Source organism: Candidatus Contubernalis alkalaceticus (assembly GCF_022558445.1).
GTDB lineage: Bacteria > Bacillota > Dethiobacteria > SKNC01 > SKNC01 > Contubernalis > Contubernalis alkaliaceticus.
In genome coordinates, this window is sequence record NZ_CP054699.1 from 2094640 (window position 1) to 2113314 (window position 18675).

22 protein-coding genes are annotated in these 18675 nt (G+C 41.6%); all 22 read right to left on the reverse strand.

What is annotated here, in order from left to right; translation table 11 throughout:
• The 22 genes from HUE98_RS10445 to cbiD all read right to left on the reverse strand — a co-directional run bounded on the left by HUE98_RS10445 (position 1) and on the right by cbiD (position 18623).
• Positions 1-2190 (reverse strand): bifunctional 4-hydroxy-3-methylbut-2-enyl diphosphate reductase/30S ribosomal protein S1, encoded by a 2190-nt coding sequence (locus HUE98_RS10445; RefSeq protein ID WP_241420589.1) that lies wholly within the window; start codon positions 2188-2190, stop codon positions 1-3.
• Between the two features lie 52 nt (positions 2191-2242).
• A complete protein-coding gene (locus tag HUE98_RS10450; RefSeq protein WP_241420590.1) occupies positions 2243-2815 on the reverse strand; it encodes a lysophospholipid acyltransferase family protein in 573 nt (190 codons plus the stop codon).
• Positions 2816-2830: 15 nt separating this feature from the next.
• Entirely contained in the window at positions 2831-3517 is a 687-nt protein-coding gene (cmk, locus tag HUE98_RS10455; protein ID WP_241420591.1) for a (d)CMP kinase, read from the reverse strand.
• A 110-nt stretch (positions 3518-3627) separates the two neighbouring features.
• Positions 3628-3999, reverse strand: a complete 372-nt coding sequence (aroH, locus tag HUE98_RS10460) for a chorismate mutase (RefSeq protein ID WP_241420592.1) — start codon at positions 3997-3999, stop codon at positions 3628-3630.
• Positions 4000-4060: 61 nt separating this feature from the next.
• Positions 4061-4567 carry a hypothetical protein gene (locus tag HUE98_RS10465; protein ID WP_241420593.1) on the reverse strand — a complete coding sequence of 169 codons (507 nt, stop codon included), beginning with the start codon at positions 4565-4567 and terminating at the stop codon, positions 4061-4063.
• 73 nt (positions 4568-4640) lie between these two features.
• Positions 4641-5099: a hypothetical protein gene (locus tag HUE98_RS10470; RefSeq protein WP_241420594.1), complete on the reverse strand. Its 459-nt coding sequence runs from the start codon at positions 5097-5099 to the stop codon at positions 4641-4643.
• Between the two features lie 139 nt (positions 5100-5238).
• Positions 5239-5850 carry a histidine phosphatase family protein gene (locus tag HUE98_RS10475; protein WP_241420595.1) on the reverse strand — a complete coding sequence of 204 codons (612 nt, stop codon included), beginning with the start codon at positions 5848-5850 and terminating at the stop codon, positions 5239-5241.
• Between the two features lie 64 nt (positions 5851-5914).
• Positions 5915-7003 (reverse strand): threonine-phosphate decarboxylase CobD, encoded by a 1089-nt coding sequence (gene cobD / locus HUE98_RS10480; protein ID WP_241420596.1) that lies wholly within the window; start codon positions 7001-7003, stop codon positions 5915-5917.
• A gap of 25 nt (positions 7004-7028) precedes the next feature.
• Positions 7029-7763, reverse strand: coding sequence for an adenosylcobinamide-GDP ribazoletransferase (gene cobS, locus HUE98_RS10485; protein ID WP_241420597.1), 735 nt, complete (start codon positions 7761-7763; stop codon positions 7029-7031).
• Positions 7764-7842: 79 nt separating this feature from the next.
• Complete coding sequence (cbiB, locus tag HUE98_RS10490; protein WP_241420598.1) at positions 7843-8787, reverse strand: adenosylcobinamide-phosphate synthase CbiB; 945 nt, start codon at positions 8785-8787, stop codon at positions 7843-7845.
• Positions 8788-8830: 43 nt separating this feature from the next.
• Positions 8831-9409, reverse strand: coding sequence for a bifunctional adenosylcobinamide kinase/adenosylcobinamide-phosphate guanylyltransferase (cobU, locus tag HUE98_RS10495; protein WP_241420599.1), 579 nt, complete (start codon positions 9407-9409; stop codon positions 8831-8833).
• Positions 9410-9485: 76 nt separating this feature from the next.
• Positions 9486-10862 carry a cobyrinate a,c-diamide synthase gene (locus tag HUE98_RS10500; RefSeq protein ID WP_241420600.1) on the reverse strand — a complete coding sequence of 459 codons (1377 nt, stop codon included), beginning with the start codon at positions 10860-10862 and terminating at the stop codon, positions 9486-9488.
• Positions 10863-10986: 124 nt separating this feature from the next.
• On the reverse strand, positions 10987-11613 hold the full coding sequence (locus HUE98_RS10505) for a precorrin-8X methylmutase (protein ID WP_241420601.1): 627 nt from the start codon (positions 11611-11613) through the stop codon (positions 10987-10989).
• 7 nt (positions 11614-11620) lie between these two features.
• Entirely contained in the window at positions 11621-11992 is a 372-nt protein-coding gene (locus tag HUE98_RS10510) for a sirohydrochlorin chelatase (RefSeq protein ID WP_241420602.1), read from the reverse strand.
• An 18-nt stretch (positions 11993-12010) separates the two neighbouring features.
• The gene (gene cobK, locus HUE98_RS10515; protein ID WP_241420603.1) at positions 12011-12787 is read right to left on the reverse strand and encodes a precorrin-6A reductase; all 777 of its coding nucleotides are present in this window, start codon (positions 12785-12787) and stop codon (positions 12011-12013) included.
• 69 nt (positions 12788-12856) lie between these two features.
• Positions 12857-13627 carry a precorrin-3B C(17)-methyltransferase gene (cobJ, locus tag HUE98_RS10520; protein WP_241420604.1) on the reverse strand — a complete coding sequence of 257 codons (771 nt, stop codon included), beginning with the start codon at positions 13625-13627 and terminating at the stop codon, positions 12857-12859.
• The gene (locus tag HUE98_RS10525; RefSeq protein WP_241420605.1) at positions 13558-14682 is read right to left on the reverse strand and encodes a cobalt-precorrin 5A hydrolase; all 1125 of its coding nucleotides are present in this window, start codon (positions 14680-14682) and stop codon (positions 13558-13560) included. The genes cobJ and HUE98_RS10525 overlap by 70 nt, the downstream gene beginning before the upstream one ends.
• A complete protein-coding gene (gene cobM, locus HUE98_RS10530) occupies positions 14679-15434 on the reverse strand; it encodes a precorrin-4 C(11)-methyltransferase (protein ID WP_241420606.1) in 756 nt (251 codons plus the stop codon). The genes HUE98_RS10525 and cobM overlap by 4 nt, the downstream gene beginning before the upstream one ends.
• A gap of 135 nt (positions 15435-15569) precedes the next feature.
• The gene (gene cobI / locus HUE98_RS10535; protein ID WP_241420607.1) at positions 15570-16271 is read right to left on the reverse strand and encodes a precorrin-2 C(20)-methyltransferase; all 702 of its coding nucleotides are present in this window, start codon (positions 16269-16271) and stop codon (positions 15570-15572) included.
• Between the two features lie 3 nt (positions 16272-16274).
• Positions 16275-16874, reverse strand: coding sequence for a precorrin-6Y C5,15-methyltransferase (decarboxylating) subunit CbiT (gene cbiT, locus HUE98_RS10540; protein ID WP_241420608.1), 600 nt, complete (start codon positions 16872-16874; stop codon positions 16275-16277).
• Positions 16867-17505, reverse strand: coding sequence for a precorrin-6y C5,15-methyltransferase (decarboxylating) subunit CbiE (gene cbiE, locus HUE98_RS10545; protein WP_241420609.1), 639 nt, complete (start codon positions 17503-17505; stop codon positions 16867-16869). Before cbiE ends, cbiT begins: the two co-directional genes overlap by 8 nt.
• Entirely contained in the window at positions 17481-18623 is a 1143-nt protein-coding gene (cbiD, locus tag HUE98_RS10550) for a cobalt-precorrin-5B (C(1))-methyltransferase CbiD (protein WP_241420610.1), read from the reverse strand. Before cbiD ends, cbiE begins: the two co-directional genes overlap by 25 nt.
• Positions 18624-18675: the final 52 nt, after the last annotated feature.

The window sequence follows — 18675 nt, forward strand, 5'->3', positions numbered from 1 at the left end:
TTATTCTTCTTCTGTTTTAGCATTGTCAAAGAAGTCTCCTAAATCCATAACCTCACCCATGGTAAAACCTGTTCCTTTGGGATCTTCTTCTTCTTTTGGCTGGGTTACCCGGGGCTTTTCTTTTTGTACCTTTTCCTTCTTGGCTTCCCGGAGACTCAAACTAATTCTTTTATCACTGGGATTAATATCTAATATTCTAACCGTGAGTTCCTGGCCCTCACTTACCACTTCATTGGGATGAGTGACATGTTCTTCCGACAACTGTGAAATGTGAACCAGTCCCTCTACCCCAGGCATGATCTCTACAAATACCCCAAAATCAACAACGCATTTTATGGGTCCGGTAACCAACTCTCCCTTTGTAAAGTTATTGTTAACTACCGTCCAGGGATCCGGCTTGGCCTGCTTAATACTGAGGGAAATCCTTTCCTCCTCAGGATTAATAGAAAGTACCTTAACATCCACAAATTGTCCAACTTCTAGTTCTACTGAAGGATGCTCGATTCTTTGCCAAGATATCTCAGATATATGCACCAAACCGTCAATACCGCCAACATCTACAAAGGCACCAAAGTCTGTCAGCCTTCTTACTTCACCTTTTATGACTTCTCCCTGGCTAATTTGACCCAGTGTTTCTTTTTTCGTTTCTTCCAATTCCTGTTCCAATACCTTTTTACGGGAAACCACAACTTTATTTTTTGACCGGTTCAGTTCAATGACTCTTACCTTCATTTCTTCCCCTACGAACTGCTGAAGGTCAGGAACATATCTTAAATCAACCAATGAGGCTGGCAAAAAAGCTCTTATGCCTAAATCAAGGATTAATCCTCCTTTTACAACCTCAGAAACCCGGGCGGTCATATCATTTCCCTCTTCATGGGCCTTCTCCAAATCATTCCATAACTTTTCCCGGTCAAATCTCTTCTTGGATAGTATCACCCGATCTTCGTCTGCCATAGGCACTTTCAGCACATAAAGCTCAAGCTCATCTCCCACCTGAAATAACTCCTGTAAAGACTCTCCCTCGTTTAAACTAACCTCGTTTCTCGGAATAACACCATCGTTTTTTAAATTAAGGTCAATATTAACCTCACTTTCAGTCACCTGAATTACTTTTCCTTGAATAGTACTGCCCTTCTTAGGAATACTGCTGGAATAATCATCAGCAGACAATTCCTCCCCATCTTTCTTAAAAGACACATCTTCTTTTTCTGCTGCATTTACCTCAGTTTCATCCTGTTCTATCTGGATATTTTCAACTACTTGTTCTTCTTCAGTCACTGCTTCCTCTGCCTCTCCTTCTATCTTATCTTCCTTTAGGATTTCTTCCTCTTGAACTTCTTTTTCATCGTTTTCCTTCATAAATTCTGACATTCTACTGTATACCTCCTTTAGACTACAGATGGGTGTGGAAGCACCGGCAGTCACACCCACAACATTTATATTATCCAACCAATCTTTTTGTAAATCTATCGCTTTTTCGATATGATAGGTCGGTGTACCGGTCATATTACATGCGGCAGCCAGTTTGCTGGTATTTGAGCTGGTGTACCCGCCAATCACAATCATGAGGTTCACCTGCTCTGCCAACTTCACAGCAGCCTTTTGACGTAAACCTGTGGCTCTGCATATAGTTTTAAAAATATGTAATCCGGGGCTGTATTTTTTTATTTCTTCCACTACCCGGTTAAAATATTCCTCTCCCAGCGTAGTTTGAGAAACTACGGCAATTTTTTCTCTATGGGAGAGTTCCTTTACTTTATTTATGTCGTCTATTACAACTGCCTGTCCTTTTGACCAACCAATCAGCCCTTTCACCTCCGGATGCTCAGGATCCCCTACAATGATGATTTGATACCCCTGATCAGCCAAATGTGAAACTTTATCTTGTACTTTTTTAACAAAGGGACAAGTAGCATCAATAATCCTTAAACTCTTGTCCTCCGCCTCCTTTACAACTTCCGGCGGAACCCCATGACTTCTAAAAATTACTGTCCCCTCTTCAATTTCCCCCAACGTATCTACATAATTAATATTTCTCTGTTTTAAAAAATCCACCACCTGCTGATTGTGTACTAACGGACCCAAGGTAAAAATTATATCACCTTCATCTGCTTTTTCAAGAGCCATTTTAAGAGCTCTCTCTACCCCAATACAAAAACCTGCATGTTCAGCAAATTTTATTTTCAAAAGCCATCTCTCCTGCTGGAATTATCAACAATTGATTGAATTTAGTTCTTATTTAAAGCATATCTTTTATATTTTGCATTAGAAATCTGCTTACATATTCTATAGCTTTTCCTTTTCCTTCGATTTTAACATCATCTGCATAAATGGGAGGCCCTATTTTAACTTGAACTTTCCTAAAAACCTTATACGGACCCTTAATAGCTACTGGAATGATAGGAGCCTTGCTCTTTAACGCTATGTATCCTGCTCCGGGCAGGGGGTTTAATAATTGACCGGTTTTGCTTCGGGTTCCCTCGGGAAATAAAGTAAGAACCTTTCCCTGATTAAGATTTTCTAACGCTGTCTTAATGGCTTTTCTATCAGGCACTCCCCTTTTTACAGGAAAACCTCCCAAAGCATAAATAACTTTTCTTGATATATAATTTTTAAACAATTCTTCTTTAGCCATGAAAGTACTGGGTCTGAAATTCATTGCAGCCATCAGTGGTGGATCCCACCAACTGATATGATTGGAGCAAATAATCGCCGGGCCATTGGCAGGAATGTTATCAACCCCAGTTAATTCTAAGGGAAAAATTATTTTAAAAATTATGCGGAATAATCCTCTGACTATCATATAAAACATATAAATACCTCATTATCAGGCTGTGCCAGCCTGGATACATTCTTTTACGTGTATTACTATTTTTTCTTCAACTTCCCTGGCAGTAAGATTAGTTGTATCGACAAAAATAGCGTCCTTTGCTGCCACTAACGGAGAAAATTCTCTCTCTGTATCAATCTTATCCCTCATACTGATTTCTTTTTGAACATCTTCTTCACTTATTTCATGACCCTGTTTAGTTAATTCAAGATAACGTCTATGGGCCCTTTCTTCCAAAGTAGCATTGATAAAAAATTTAAAATGTGCACCGGGTAAAACATGGGTGCCAATGTCTCTTCCATCCATGACTATTCCACCGCCGGAAGCAATCTCCCGCTGTTGGGCAACCATCATGTCTCTTACCTGTTGGTTTTTGGCCACCAGCGAGACTTTCCGGTTGACGGACGGGTCTCTTATTTCCGTGGTAACATCAACACCATCAAGGTAAATTCTATTACTATCATCGGAACCTTTTTTAATGTTAATTACAGTATTTGAAGTTAGCAGTTCTATTTCCCTGGATTTTTCAAAATCTATTCCTTTTAATATACCTTTCCAGGTGATTGCTCTGTACATGGCCCCGGTATCTATATACTTTAACCCCAGCCTTTTAGCAACACCCTTAGCAGCAGTACTTTTCCCTGCTCCTGCTGGTCCATCTATAGCTATATTTACATGAACCAATTTTTCACCCCCAAAACTATCCATACCATATGTTGATTCTCTAAAAATTAGCTATTTCCTCTTAAAATTTAAAAAAACGCAAAAAACAACACAGTTAGTGTTGTTGATGTTTACAGATCATCCCGTAATTTTTTAGCTTCTTTTAGATAAACATGCTTAATCTGATGCTGTTCTAAACAAGTATTAACCTGCATAAGTACCCTTACACACTGACGTAATGAATCAGGAACATCTATTTCCACAGAACAAAGCATGGGCACATACTTCCATCCCAGTTTTCTGGCAGCCAACGCTGGAAAAGCAGCGTTCAAATCCAGGGTGCTGGTAAATAAAACACTGCAGATATCTTCAGTACAAATGTTATTTCTTTCTACCATTTCCACTAATAATTCTTTTGTCCCTCGAATAATAGACTCAACTTCATTCTTTTCGATAAATGTTGCTCCTCTTATGCCTCTAACTAATCTGTTCACCAATGTCATCCCCTAATTACTGCGCCTCTTTTACAAATAATACAATATTTTTGTAACATTGGCAAGTCCTTTATTCTGTTATCACCCATCCCAGAAGTTCAATGGTTCCGTAAGTAATCACAAAAGCCTGTGACAAGGTAGAAGTCAAATCCTCTGAAGCATCACTTACCATGACTCTGACGGGAAAACTATAACTGCTTCCATCTATTTCAATAACATCCCCGGAATATACTTTTATTTCAACCTGGTTGTCCTGAAAACTATATTCTTTTTCATTGTTAATAATTACTTTCAAGTCTTCTAATGATGCCTCTGACTCAGCCTCAGCTGCCAACAGCATAAAATATTCTACATCGGATCCAATAGTATTAGAAGGTGAAACCACCGGCTGATCTTCTTCATAGTCTTCCAAGGGAATCCCCTCCCTCTGGTCAACCAAAGATAAAAATGAACGAACATTTTCATTGCTCATTACTACCTGAGTTACAATAAGCAGAACTAATAAACTGAGAGCCGCTCTAAACAAATAAAACTCAAACTTTTCCGTTACCCGGGCAAACCATCTTTCAAAACTCATAAAAATCCCCCGCTCATCCTATAAACTAAATATAATAACAATCTTACATTATATTATGTCTCAATGGCGGAAATCATTCTTTATACTTCTTCGCTTTTAAAAAAATCATATTCTTCATTTCTTCGTTAAACTTAAACAACAGTCTTTCCACCTGATGTTTAGACAAATCTATATTGTTTGGTTCCAGAATTTCAATTTTTCTAAATTCATCCTTCACAATAAATCTTACAATATCCTCGACATTGTATACCATCACCAGAAGTTCCATAGGAGCATAAGCAATTTCCTCCTCCAGTTCTTCATCATATACCCTGTATATTTCTCCCAGGTCTATGTTTTCCACCTTTACCCCCTGAATCGGGATATTCCTCCACATAGCAACCTGCTGTTCTCGCATGTCCTCTGCAATATTTTCTGAATTTTTCCGTCCAAAAAAAAATTTAGCTGATTTAGGCCTGCCCATATAGTCAAATCTAACTTTGAATTTTATGTTTTTTTTCATGATTAGTTCTTCATTTTTTTCACAAACCATATTATGTCCTCCTAAAAGAGGTAGTTACAGTAAAATAATAATATAAATCCTATTATTTCCTATTATTTATATGTTAATTCGTCAATGCAGTTAAAAACTCCTGCCCAAAACATGTCGAATCATATATCTTATTCATATTTTACAGGCCTTTTAGGTGACATGTATCGTTAAAAAGAATAACATAAGGCTGTTTTTCGTAGTATTGGAGAATACTCAAAGAGACGGGAGAAATAACCAGGCTGGATAGATGGGAAAGGTTCATATGTAGGGCCTTGGCAATAATGATTTTTATGGGGCCGCCATGGGAAACCAGCAGAATTTTTTCATCTTTCTTTACCAGGACAGTATCTAAAAAATTAATAACTCTATTTTTTACGTCAACCATAGATTCCCCCCCGGGAACAGGATAATTTACCGGATCCCGGAGCCAGGATTTATAATATTCCCTTTCCTGGCCGGTGATTTCTTGCAAGTTCTTTCCTTCCCAGCTGCCAAAGCTGACCTCCCTAAGTTTTTCAGTCCTAATGACTTCATTTTCCCTTCCTTCAGCAACAATTTCTGCAGTTTTCACCGCCCGGCTTAAATCACTGCAGTAAATAGAATCAAAATCAACCTTTATCAAACTTTCCGCCGCCCTTTTGGCCTGCAGCATACCCTTTGGGCTCAAATCTATGTCTTTCTGCCCCTGAAGGCGCCACTGGTCATTCCACAGGGTTTGACCATGTCTCAGCAGATAAATAGTCTTAAGCATTGATCCCACCACTCTCTTTGAAAGAATTAACGCCCACAAGAGTTTTCCCTCGGGGTATTTGTTTCTATCCCTGACTGATAACCTCCTGCAGAGCCCTGACTAAATTCCGATTCTCTTCCCTTTTTCTTACGGCTACCCGTATAAAATGGGAATCTAAGTTGGGATAATTTGAGCAGTCCCGGATCAATACCCCCTTTTGAGCTAGAGTCTCCCTAAGTCCTCCTGAAGTAAGGTTTTTTTGGGTTAGCTGGACAAAAATATAGTTTACCGAAGGGCAATAAGGTTTTAGCCCCTTAATTTTCTTCAGTTCTTGGTACAAATATTCCTTTTCTATGTCTACATACTTCCGACTTTTCTGAATATATTCTTCATCCAACAAACTTTCTTTTCCTGCTGTCTGTGCCAGGCTATTTACATTCCAAGGGTCTTTAGCCAAATGCATTTTTTTTATGATCTCTCCCGGTCCCACACCCCACCCCAACCGCAGCCCCGGTATAGCAAAAAATTTAGTCATAGACCGTAATATAAACACGTTATCTAAATACTCCTTTTCAAAAAGAAAGGAATATTTCTTTTCATCCTTCAAGAAATCCATAAAAGCTTCATCCAGCACCATAAAAAGGTTATTCCTTTGAGCAATGTCAACAATCTCCCTTACCTGTTCCCTATCCCACAAAGTTCCAGTAGGATTGTTGGGATTACATAAAAAAAGCACATCGTTTTTAACAGCTTGCTTTTTCAACTGCTCAAGGGGAAAGGAAAACTCATCTTCTTTATTCAATTTCAAAAAATGCACTTCACTGCCCACACTCATGGCTGCAAACTGGTATTCAATAAAGGTAGGTGCCGGAATTAATACATTACAGGGTTGGAGTACTTTCATTAAAATAAAAATGAGTTCACTGGCTCCATTTCCAAAAATGAGGTTTTCATTATTAAGGGGGTAAAATTTTTTTAAAGCCTCCCGTAATTCCCAGCATTCCGGATCCGGATAATTGATTATTTGCCATAAACTTTCTTTTATCTTCCCCACTGCTTTAGAGGAAGGCCCCAGGGGATTAATGTTCGCACTAAAATCAATCAGTTCCTCTTTACTCAAGCCCAACTTTTTCCCCATTTTTTCTACGTCTCCACCATGAATTCTATTGGTCATACCCTTCATCCTTTAATGTTATTTTTTAGAAAAGCAGCATAACTGTTAAAACCAGCACGTCTGCCATTTCTATAGTGGCTCCCAAAGTATCCCCTGTGATTCCCCCAATCTTTCTTTTAAGATAACCATTCCATAAAAAAAGAAAGAGAATTAAAACTGCAGAAATACTAAAAACCCTAAACCCAATAACTGGAAACACTAAAAGCAAGCTGAAAGCCGTAGTTACTAAAACTTGTTTCCAACCCACTCCGTCTATCATTACCTTCCCCAGACCGTAGCCCTCCCGAGCATAATCCCCCATAGGCATAGAAACTACAACAGCCAACCGGGATAAAATAGGCATTACCAGTAAAACATCTGGGAAAACGTGTATACTAAGATTTTGTAAAAAACTCAACTTAACAATTAATAAAATAATTGCACCTAAAACCCCAAAAGCACCTACCCTGCTGTCCTTCATGATTTCCAGGGCTCTTTCCTTTTCCGCACCACTTCCCAGGGCATCCATAGTATCCATAAAACCATCCATGTGCAGGCCTCCCGTAAGAAAAACCAGGGAGGCCAATATCACTGTGGGTATAACCCCTGAAGGCATTACCCCGCTTACCAGTTGGTTTATAAAAAACAAAATTATACCGATAATCAACCCGATAAGAGGATAAAAATAAATAGATTTTAAAAGTTCATCCTCCTCTATGCTGCCTTTCACGGTAACTGGTATACGGGTTAAAAACTGCATAGCAATCAAAAATGCTTTCATGGAATCGCCTCTTTCCTTTTTCAAGTACATTACTTAAATATTATCTGTAAAGCTTAGGACCAAAAGGTTCCACATGTCTTTAATTAATTAATATTTTTATGATTATTCCTACGGCCAACGTTATGAATGAAGTGAGATACATAAGTCTTACGGAATAAAGAATATCCCGGGGTTCAATATCCCGGGTCTTAATACCTATAACAGGTCTTTTGGAGGGAACCCCCAGATAAAAGTTGGTTCCTCCCAGCTGAATTCCCAGGACTCCTGCGGTAACCGCCTCGGAATATCCGCTATTAGGACTGGGATGATTCCGGGAATCCGTCAGCAGAACCTTCCATCCCCTTTTCCAATTATATCTTAAAAGCAGGGAGCAAAAAAGCATGAACATCGCAGTCAACCTGGCCGGTATATAATTCACCAAGTCATCTAATTTTGCCGCAAATCTTCCAAAATATGCATACCGTTGATTGTTATACCCTATCATAGAATCCATAGTATTGATGGCTTTATAAAGCAAAGCCAAAGGCAGCCCGCCTAAAAGAGCATAAAATAAAGGCGCTGTAACCCCATCCACAGTATTTTCAGCAACAGTTTCCACCGCCGCCCGGGCAACTTCTATTTCAGAAAGGTTTTCCGTATCTCTACCAACAATCTCACCGGTTTTTTTTCGGGCATTTTGAATGCTGTTTTTTTCCAAACTCTTCAATATATCCAATCCTGCCTGTCCCAATCCTTTCACCGCTAAAGTTGAAGCCAGAAACCATATGTATACTAAAGAATAAAGATAAGGATCTATAAATCGAGAAGTGCACAAAATTACTCCAATACTTCCCAGGGTAAAAATCATTACTACGAGTGCCAGCAGAAAACCCCGATAGTATAATATTCGGGGAGATAAATTTTCATTATAAAGTTTATTCTCAAGAAAAATAATAAATTTACCTATAATTACCACCGGATGAGGAATCCACCTGGGGTCTCCAACCACCAGGTCAACACAATATGCGATTATAAGCAGTTCCATATTAGCAAATCCTCCGCCGTCATTAGTATGGTTATGATGGGCTTTAAGTATTTCCTTTAATTTTTTGAGAAATCCCACTAACCAGGAAGTAAACCTCATCTGCAGCTGCTGCTACCATCTGATTTGCTTTTCCCACCACATCTCTGAAAATGCGCCCTAAGGGGTATTCGGGAACCAGTCCCATGCCCAATTCATTGGATACCACGATAATACTGAATTCCTGTTTTTTTTGCTCCAGTTTTAGAGCCAAAATCCTGGCTTCTTCAAGTAGTTCCCGCTCCAATCTCTTAACCTCTTCTCCACCAGGCTCTTCTTCTCCCAGTCTTTCCATTAAAAGATTGGTAGTCCAAAAAGTAAGACAGTCCAAGAGAACTACCTCAGTTCCTTGGGGAATACGGTCTAAAGCAGCAGCAACTTCTCTGCTCTCCTCCAAAGTTTGCCAGCTAGCAGGCCTGGCCGCCTGGTGATCCTTTATTCTTTCCACCATTTCTAAGTCTTTTGCCTCGGCAGTAGCCAAATAAACCACCTTTTCACTGAGTTCTTTAGCCAGTTTCTCTGCATATATGCTTTTTCCACTTCTGGCACCTCCGGTAACCAGTACCAATTTGTTTTGAGCCTTCATTTTCCCACACCCCTTTAAAGTTGGAGCCTGTCAAGCCTGTCAAGGGCAATCTTGACAAACCACATGCTCACCCTCACTACTTAACATGATATTTATTCCTATAATATTCGGTACAGGCTTCAACAAACCTTTGTGCAATTAGAGGATTGCTGTAAAAATGTAGATGTGCATAAGAACCCAGGACGTTTTTGTAGAGGAGGCCATCTTTCCGGTTCCCTTTGTTAGGGAAACTGTAAACATAATCCGTCAAACCCTCCCGGGTGATATCAGACCAGTGAAACTCATGTCCCCGGGTTTCTTCTCCTTGATGGGTTAAAAAATTATCCACCTGAGTTTTTGCCAGCACATATCCCAGGGCCTGCCTTTTTTCAGTCATTACTGCATCACAGTCAAATATTGCAGTTAATGGATAGAACCTGCCCTGAAAATCTTTTATTCCCCGGGTTAAATACATAAAACCACCGCATTCACCATAAACAGGCATTCCCCTCTGAGCAGCTTGCTTAACACTTTTAACCATAGATTCATTTTCTGAAAGCTGCTTTGCAAAGACTTCAGGGAAACCTCCTCCAATATATAATCCGTGACAATTATGAGGAAGCTTTTTGTCTTTCAATAGATTTACTTCCATAATGGATGCTCCCTGGGATCCCAACAATTCCAAATTCTCTGGATAATAAAAGGTGAATGAATCGTCCCTGGCCACAGCCAAGTTACAGCGGGCACTTTGAAACGTTTTGGGAAGAGTGGTATTTTGCGGAATGGGAGCTTTAGGGAAGCTGTCGCAAATTTTAATTATTTCCTCGAGATTTAAACATCTTTCTACCATGGCTGCCCAGTAATTTAAAAATTCGTCTAATGAGCTCATCTCCGACGTTGGCACTAAACCCAGGTGCCTTTCCGGTAGAAGCATCTCCAATTCCCGGGGAAAATAACCCAAAACCGGTATATTTAAAGGCTCCACCGATTTTTTCAATAAATCATAATGCCTGTTCCCACCCAAACGGTTAAATATTAAACCGGCTATGGGAACCTTCTGGTCCAAAGTTTTAAAACCCAAAGCCACTGCCGCCGCACTACGGGCCATCTTTGCCCCATCTATGATTAAAAAGACCGGTGAATTAGTAATCTTAGCGATATGGGCTGTGCTTCCCTCCTCTCGATCAGCAGCATATCCATCGTAAAGACCCATGACCCCTTCTATTACGCCAACTCCTCCCCGAGGTATGTTGCGGGATAATACTTCCTGTACCTGCCCAGGGGTCAGCATCCAGCCATCCAGATTTCGGGTCTGCCTATCAGAGGCATGAGTATGATAACCCGGATCAATATAATCGGGCCCCACCTTAAAGGGCTGAACCTCTAACCCTCTCACTTTAAGAGCTTTTATAATACCGGCTGTAATGGTTGTTTTCCCGACCCCACTGTGGGTTCCGGCTACAATAAACCTCATGCTTAAAAAGCCTCCTTAGTTAAGTGCTGCCTTTATCTGGCAGGCACCCCCTTATAAGCATCAATTTAAAAATAAATGTCTTAAAGCCATCTGCTTCTCATCACACCGCTGCTCCTATCAATGTCTACCCGTCAGCCAACTTTAATAAAGCGTTAGTTATAGATACAGCCACCGGACTTCCCCCTTTTACCCCTTTCAGGGTAATATAGGGGATTTCCTGCTGCATTTCCAGGGCTTCTTTTGCTTCAGCAGAACCAACAAAACCCACGGGTACGCCTATAATAAAAGCTGGTTTTACTTCCTTTTTTTCGATGATGTCCAGCAGGGTAAATAAAGCCGTGGGAGCATTCCCTATGACAACAATATTCCCGTTTATTTTTTCTTTAGCCCAATGCATAGAAAAAGAAGCCCTGGTAATTTTTTCTTCTTCAGCACCCTTTATAACCTCCGGATGATGCATAAAACATTCCACCAATCCCCCCAGACGGCCCGTAATTTTCTTGTTGATTCCTACCCTGACCATTTCCACATCGGTAATTATATTTTTTCCTTCTTTTAAGATGTTCACCGCTGTTTTCACTGCCTGAGGGCTAAAAGCCATAATTCCTGCATAGGTGGGGTCCCCGGTAGCATGGATAACCCTTTTTGTCACCTGCTTCTCTCCAAAGGGAATATTCATTCCCTGAAGGTGCTCTTCAATAATAGCCATACTTTTTTCTTCAATTTTTAAAGGTTCATTAATGATGTCCATAGTCACATTATCCTTTCCTAACTTCTTGGACACGCTCTTTTACGATTTCTGCGATTCTCCGATCCATCCCCAAAGCCTCAGCGGCAAGTAATTTTAGAGAAGGATAGTTTTTCTTTTCCTGCTCTATAATTTCAGGAATATCTTCACTGATATGTATGCCGTTAAATAAGAATACCGGAACTATGGTAACCTCTTGAACCCCTGCTTCCACCTGTTCCTTAATGGCCTCTTGAAGAGTGGGATTACTAAACTGTAAAAAAGCGTAGTTTACTTTATCAGTTCCGAAATCCCCCTTAACCATTTCCATTAACTGTTCAATTACTTCGTTGGCACCATTCTTTCGACTGCCGTGTGCTAATAGTATTATCCCTGAATTCATTTTAGTTAAACCTCCTAATTATTTTTCATTATTAATAATCTGCTCTATTAATTTATTCATTTGATGGTAAACATTTTTTCCGTAATCCAGATTCGGTCTCTGAATAAAAATAACCGGAATATTTAATTCCAAAGCAGCTTCAATCTTAGTTAATGTTCCCCCGGTGGTGCCGCCGTCTTTAGTAACCAATACACTGGCCTGGTAAAATTTAAATAACTCCTTATTCAAATCCTTACTACCGGTTCCCTGTAACGCAACAATCTGTGAAGGCTGCAGTCCATTTTCCCGACAGGCTTTCAAAGATGATTCCAGAGGCAAAACCCTGGCTACAATATTCTTTTCTTGCTTTTCGGCTGTAGAAACAAAAGGTTGAAGGTTTCTAACCCCAATGGTTAAAAAGATTACTCTGCCAAAACCAACCGCTTCCTCCGCTGCCTGCTGAAAACCATCTGTTCTTTTAATCAAATTATTTTCAGGAAGAATCAAAGGAGAACGTTCATACCTTAAATAAACCACACCCTGTTCCCGGGCTGCATCCATAGCATGTTTGCTAATTTCCAACGCAAAGGGATGGCTTGCATCTATAATTTTGGTTATGGATTTTTCCTCTATCAATTGGCTTAGCCCTGTTTTGTCCAAAGAGCCTTTTACGGCTTCAAAGTTTGAGTCTCCCTCACCATTTAACAGATTTATTCCATAATCCGTTAGAGAGGTAGCAATCAGTTTTAGTCCGGTCCCTTTCAAACGGTGAAAAAGCACTCTTCCCTCAGTAGTCCCTGCTATTAACAGTAACAATTTAGTAGGCTCCCCTCCTTTTTATACAGCCTGTTAGAATCTGTTATAATCTAAAATGAACTCAATGTGTTATGGGAGGTTGTAACCCCGTGGGGTAATCATCTGATTGCCCTGTTGGTAAGTCTTAGAATTTCCTACTACCACCGTGGTAAACATGTCAATGTCCTGCTTCAACATATTATCCAAATTGCTAATTGTAACCTCTTGGCCATCTCTATATAGATTTTTCACAATGCCTACCGGTGTTTTTGGGTCTTTATGCAAAAGAAATATTTCTCTAGCTTTGATTATTTGTTTTTTCCGTTTTTTACTGGCAGGATTATATAAAATTACAATGAAGTCCCCGGCCGCTGCAGCCTCCAACCGCTTTTCTATAACCTCCCAGGGGGTCAAAAGGTCGCTCAAACTGATGACGGTAAAATCATGCATTAGGGGGGCCCCCAGGACTGCCGCAGCAGCATTGGCCGCTGTAACTCCAGGGACTACCTCCACCTGAATTCCATGGGGCGATGAAAGCTCTAATACCAGTCCCGCCATACCATATACACCAGGGTCACCGCTGCTTACCACCACTACCTTTTTCCCCTGCAGGGCCATTTCTACCGCCTTTTGGCACCGATCCACCTCTTTCATCATCCCCGAAGAAATGGCCTCTTTCCCCTCCAAATAGGCAGGTATCAATTCCAAGTAGGTGGAGTAGCCTATTATCACTTGAGCTTCGGTTAGGGCCTGGTGAGCCTTAAAGGTAAGCTGAGACAAATCTCCCGGTCCTATTCCCACCACCTGTATAGTACCCGGGCCGCCGCTGTGGTCATGCCCTGATTTTTTTTCTTCTTCCACAATAGTTCCTCCCTTCCTGCTCCAAATAATGCCGCCGGCTCGCAGACACAACCAACACCCGTAATTTTTTCAACAAATTTGGACCGACTGACTTCGACTTTTACATTTTTTATCTGTTCTTCAGTCAAAAATTCTGTATGAACTTTCAATCTACGGGCAGCTTCCAGCAGCCCCTCTTCATTGTTTTTAATATCTATGGAAACAATTTTCTTTAAACAAAGAGGACTGATGCCTTCCTCCTGAAAACACCTTTGGATAAAGGAGATCAGGTCCTCTTGGCTGGTGCCCCTTTTACATCCCACTCCTAAAACAATATTTTGGGGCCGGGCCAGGATAGTATTATTGTCTGTAACAGGTTCTAAAAATAAGGTATTTGAGATAATCAGGCAGGGAGAACCCGAAACTTTCTCCCTGGTTCCCTTTTCTCCTTGACAAACTGGAACTTCATAGGGATAAGGACCTTCAAAGGTTTCATCATCCTCAGTAAATATGGGAGGGACCTGAATATCTCCATCAACAAAAACTTTTATCCGAAGGCCATCTGCCAGAGCCCAGTTAATTCTTTTAATATTCTCTCTAGGCTCCAGCACCAACTTCCAATCCCGGGCCAGCATTTCTACTGCCGGCTTGTTACAAACATCAGTGGCCGTGGTCACGACCGCCTGAGCCCCAATTTTTTGGGCTATTTCCCCGGCCAAGGCATTAGCTCCCCCCAAGTGCCCCGAAAGCAGACTAACAGCAAATTCGCCTTGCTCATCCAGTACCACCACCGCCGGGTCTTCATATTTATCCTTTAAAAGTGAAGCCAACGTCCGTACTACAATCCCTGCAGCCATAATACATACCAGTGCCCGGTATTTTTTAAACAAAAAACAAAATGTTTCTTTGAAGGAACCCTTATAATAAGTCCTGCCCTTTTGAGTTTTTGTCCCACTGTTCTCAGACTTTAATTTCTCCGGGAGAAATAAATCAACCTCACCTTCAGTATAAGACCTTTGAATTCTAACAGCGGTTAACTCTCCCCCCCGGGTAAGGGCAAGGACTGCTATTTTCAACTTTTGGCCTCCCGATAACCATGGGTAAAGCCGGAATCATACAGCTTTGAGGGTTCCCCACCCCCGCTGATAAAATCTCCCACCAGGATCATGGCAGTTTTTTCAATGCCCTCTTCTTTTACCTTCTGAGTAATATTTGAAAGATTCCCCAGAATAATTTTCTCCTGAGGCCAGGAAGCCTTATAAACTACGGCCACGGGAGTTTCAGGGGTATATCCCTCCAGCAGCCGGCTGACCACATCCTCCATCTTCTGCACGCTTAAAAATATGCACATGCTACCCCTGTGCTTGGCTAAAAGGGATAAGTCTTCTTTCGATGGTACTGGAGTCCTGCCTTCAATACGGGTAACAATGACACTCTGGGTTATTCCCGGCTGAGTAAATTCCCTTTTTAGTGCTGCCGCCGCAGCAGACATTGAACTGACTCCGGGGATCACTTCATAGGGAATCTTTTTTTGTTCCAGCAGGTTAATCTGTTCTTGAATGGCGCCATAAATACCGGGATCCCCAGTATGCAGCCTTACTACCTTTTTAGCCTGAGCCGCTGCTTTCTCAATTACAGAAATAATTTCCTCCAGGTTCATGGAGGCACTGTCAAAAATTTCTGCACTGCTTTTAGCGAAACCCAAAACTTTCGGGTTTACCAGTGACCCTGCATAAATAATAATATCTGCTTCTTCTAGAAGCCTTTTACCTTTTAAAGTAATCAATTCCGGATCCCCAGGACCGGCACCAACAAAAAATACGCTCATATAATTTCACCCACTTCATCTCTTTTTTTAGGGTATAAGGCCCATACCTCTAAGCGTTAGCGTAGGGGGGCTTAAAATCTGGTTCAGTAGAGTCTCCACCTGATTCCCCGATTGTTTCAGCTGGCTGAAACGAGTTCACTTTTTAATAATAAGCATTGACAAATAATCTAATTTTTCTCCGGCTAACGTCTCCAGGTCTTGAGAAAAAAATTCCTTGCTGCTGCCGCAGCGGCTGACATAATAACCGTTATTTTCCAGTCCTAACTCCTTTAAACAATCCAGCACCTGTTCAAAATAACGGTGAACTTTTAACAGCACTACAGTATCAAACAATTCTATTATTTCTTTTAGGCGGGAGGTGTTCTGTGGGGTTGAGACTACCGCCATGTTTTCAGAGCCCTCCACCAGGGGCTCCTGCAGTAGAGACGCCGCCGCTGAGAATGAGTTTATACCCGGAATTATCTCAACGATAAAATCTTCGGTATCATACTGCTCTAATGTTGCTTTAAGATAGTTAAAGGTGCTGTAAAGGGAAGGGTCCCCCAGGGTGGCGAAAACCACATTTTCTCCTTTTTTCAGTAAACTGCTGATTTTCTCTGCAGCTTCCTGCCAGGAATTGGTTAACACTTCTTTATCGTCGGTCATGGGAAATACCAATTCTAGAATTTTCTTACCCTGAATAAATGGGCTAATTATCAACAGCGCCACACTTTCCTTTTCCGCATATCCCTTGGGAACTGCAATTACCTGCGCCTCATTTAACGCTTTTACGGCTTTTAATGTCAATAATTCCGGTTCTCCCGGCCCTACTCCCACTGCACAAAGCTTGCCATTCATTATCTAACCGCCCCTTTTCGCACTCATTACATATATAGGATTTAAAGCCCTTAACATTTTATATTCAGCTATCTCTACTACCCTGGTTACGGAAATCTGTACCGTTTGAAAGGACTCCCATGGCTGCTGTCCTAATAATATCTGGGACTCCCCCAGGGTATCCAGGGTTACAGCCGATACCGTAACATAGTCCCCTTTTTTTAATTTATCTTTGGACAGTTCCAAAATTTCTTTTAGTTTACCGCCACTTCCCCCTATAATGATACGATCTGCAGCCGGGAGGCCTTCCATGACTTCGGCAGCATTGCCCTCAACAATAATCAGGTTATCTACCCCAAACTTCTCTTTATTCTTATGTAAAAGAGTCAAAGCCTCGGGATCCTTTTCCACGGCATAAACCGTCCCTTCCGCTACTAAAAGGGAAGCCTCTATACTAATGGTACCGGTCCCTGCCCCGATGTCATAGATCACTTGATTTCTCTTCAAACGGGATTTAGTTAAAATCACCACCCTTACTTCTTCCCGGGTCAGAGGAGTTTTCCCCTGAATAAAATTATCATCGGGAATTCCTGGAGTTACATAGGGCCATTCATTTTTATTCATCTGCAAACACCACCACACTGTTTCCACTTTCCCGGCTTTGAGCCAGCAAAGACAAAGTAACATCCTTTACTTGTTCTGCGGGTAAAGTTAAATCACTTAACACAAACACCTTACGGTCTTCAAATCCCTCCTGCAGCAGCACCCTGGCCACCTCATTGGGAGTCATCTCAGAATCAGTTAAGAAGGCCACCTTTGAAAATTCCCTCAGTTTTTCTTTTATAAAAAGGGCCAGATCCTTCCTGCGGCGGCCATGCAGGCTGAACAAATAGGCATCATGCCAGGAGGCCTGTAAATGTGCAAAAGCCACCTGAAAGGAACTGATGCCCGGTATTACCCTGATATCTTTGGATGGAAGATTTTCTTTTAGATAATTTAAAAAGCTGTAAAAACCCGGGTCACCGGAAACCAACACCGCTGCCTTCCTATCAGGAGAAAGATTCTCCAGATAAGATATCACACTCTTCAAATCTCCAGTAATCTGTAAGCTCTCCTTATTTAAAAAATCAAACATGTTCAGCGCCTTTTTACCGCCGATTAAAACATCTGATGTTCTAATTTCCTTAAGAGCCAAGGGCAGAACATAATCCATCCCCCCTGGGCCAATGCCTATGACAGATATGTAAGTTGACATCCCAGGTTCCCTCCAATCTCTAAAGCATTTTGATCCATCCCCAGAATTTCTCCTTCATAGTTCATTAAAATGGTTCCAACTTTAAGCTTATCCTTCACGTAAGCTTGACTCCGGCTGCTGGCCTTTTCCGCCAGACGGTTAAAAACCTTTTTCATTCCTTTATCAATCAATATTTCCGCTGCCCCCTCCGCCGTCACACCTTCCATAATGTCTGTGAGGGTTTCCTGGGAAGCTCCTTCCAGAGCGGCATAAGCGGCCATAATCTCTCTGCGTCCGTCGGCTGTTTTACTGTGAGTATCAAAAATCCCCCCGGCCACCTTAACCAGTTTCCCTATACTTCCACACAGCAAAACCTCTTGAACCTCAAAGCGGGTACAGGTTAACAGCATATATCCTACAAAATTGCTCATCTGCAGCACCTGAGCCCGGGGAAACCCCAAGTTTTCTACCGCCTGCCGCCAGCCCCTTCTTCCCGGGGTGAGCACCAAAATAGGACTTCCCTCCTCTAAAGCTACAGGAATCTGCAAGGATAAGGACTCCTTAAAGGATTCCTCAGACATAGGTTCTACAATACCGGAACTTCCCAATATCGAGAGCCCCCCCAGGATGCCCAGGGTAGAATTTAAGGTTTTTTTAGCCAACTCTTCCCCTCCCGGGATACTGATTACCACTTTAACTCCGTGATCCGGAGGCAGTAGTTCCTGCAGTGCAGATTTAATCTGCTCCCGGGGTGCAGGGTTAATAGCGCTTGCCCCTACCGGCAGAGACAAGCCTCTTTTAGTAACTTTTCCTATACCCTCACCCCCTTCTAGCATGATTCCCGGCTTGGTCACATATTCCACACCAGCATAGACCAGAACTCCATGGGTGATATCAGGGTCATCGCCGGAATCCTTTTTCACCGCACAAGAAGCCTCTGTTGATGTTACCCTGGAATCTAAAACCTCCAAGGTTAAAGGAATTCCTGCAGGGGTATTTACCATAACCTGCTTAAGCTGCTGATTATGCATCAGCATCCATAAAGCAGCCTTAGCTGCCGCTGCGGCACATGTCCCCGTGGTATATCCTCTTCTCAGCAGTCTGCCATCAGGCAGCTGATAACTCCCCAGTGATTTCACCCTGCAAAACTCCTCTCCCAAAACACTATCTCATTATTTATACTGTCCCTAC

Excerpts from the sequence above, each read along its gene's own strand:
- HUE98_RS10450 (WP_241420590.1), bottom strand. The coding sequence starts at position 2,815 with ATGTTTTATATGATAGTCAGAGGATTATTCCGCATAATTTTTAAAATA.
- aroH (WP_241420592.1), bottom strand. The coding sequence starts at position 3,999 with ATGACATTGGTGAACAGATTAGTTAGAGGCATAAGAGGAGCAACATTT.
- HUE98_RS10465 (WP_241420593.1), bottom strand. The coding sequence starts at position 4,567 with ATGAGTTTTGAAAGATGGTTTGCCCGGGTAACGGAAAAGTTTGAGTTT.
- HUE98_RS10470 (WP_241420594.1), bottom strand. The coding sequence starts at position 5,099 with ATGGTTTGTGAAAAAAATGAAGAACTAATCATGAAAAAAAACATAAAA.
- HUE98_RS10475 (WP_241420595.1), bottom strand. The coding sequence starts at position 5,850 with ATGCTTAAGACTATTTATCTGCTGAGACATGGTCAAACCCTGTGGAAT.
- cobD (WP_241420596.1), bottom strand. The coding sequence starts at position 7,003 with ATGACCAATAGAATTCATGGTGGAGACGTAGAAAAAATGGGGAAAAAG.
- cobS (WP_241420597.1), bottom strand. The coding sequence starts at position 7,763 with ATGAAAGCATTTTTGATTGCTATGCAGTTTTTAACCCGTATACCAGTT.
- cbiB (WP_241420598.1), bottom strand. The coding sequence starts at position 8,787 with ATGGAACTGCTTATAATCGCATATTGTGTTGACCTGGTGGTTGGAGAC.
- cobU (WP_241420599.1), bottom strand. The coding sequence starts at position 9,409 with ATGAAGGCTCAAAACAAATTGGTACTGGTTACCGGAGGTGCCAGAAGT.
- HUE98_RS10500 (WP_241420600.1), bottom strand. The coding sequence starts at position 10,862 with ATGAGGTTTATTGTAGCCGGAACCCACAGTGGGGTCGGGAAAACAACC.
- HUE98_RS10505 (WP_241420601.1), bottom strand. The coding sequence starts at position 11,613 with ATGGACATCATTAATGAACCTTTAAAAATTGAAGAAAAAAGTATGGCT.
- HUE98_RS10510 (WP_241420602.1), bottom strand. The coding sequence starts at position 11,992 with ATGAATTCAGGGATAATACTATTAGCACACGGCAGTCGAAAGAATGGT.
- cobM (WP_241420606.1), bottom strand. The coding sequence starts at position 15,434 with ATGAGCGTATTTTTTGTTGGTGCCGGTCCTGGGGATCCGGAATTGATT.
- cobI (WP_241420607.1), bottom strand. The coding sequence starts at position 16,271 with ATGAATGGCAAGCTTTGTGCAGTGGGAGTAGGGCCGGGAGAACCGGAA.
- cbiT (WP_241420608.1), bottom strand. The coding sequence starts at position 16,874 with ATGAATAAAAATGAATGGCCCTATGTAACTCCAGGAATTCCCGATGAT.
- cbiE (WP_241420609.1), bottom strand. The coding sequence starts at position 17,505 with ATGTCAACTTACATATCTGTCATAGGCATTGGCCCAGGGGGGATGGAT.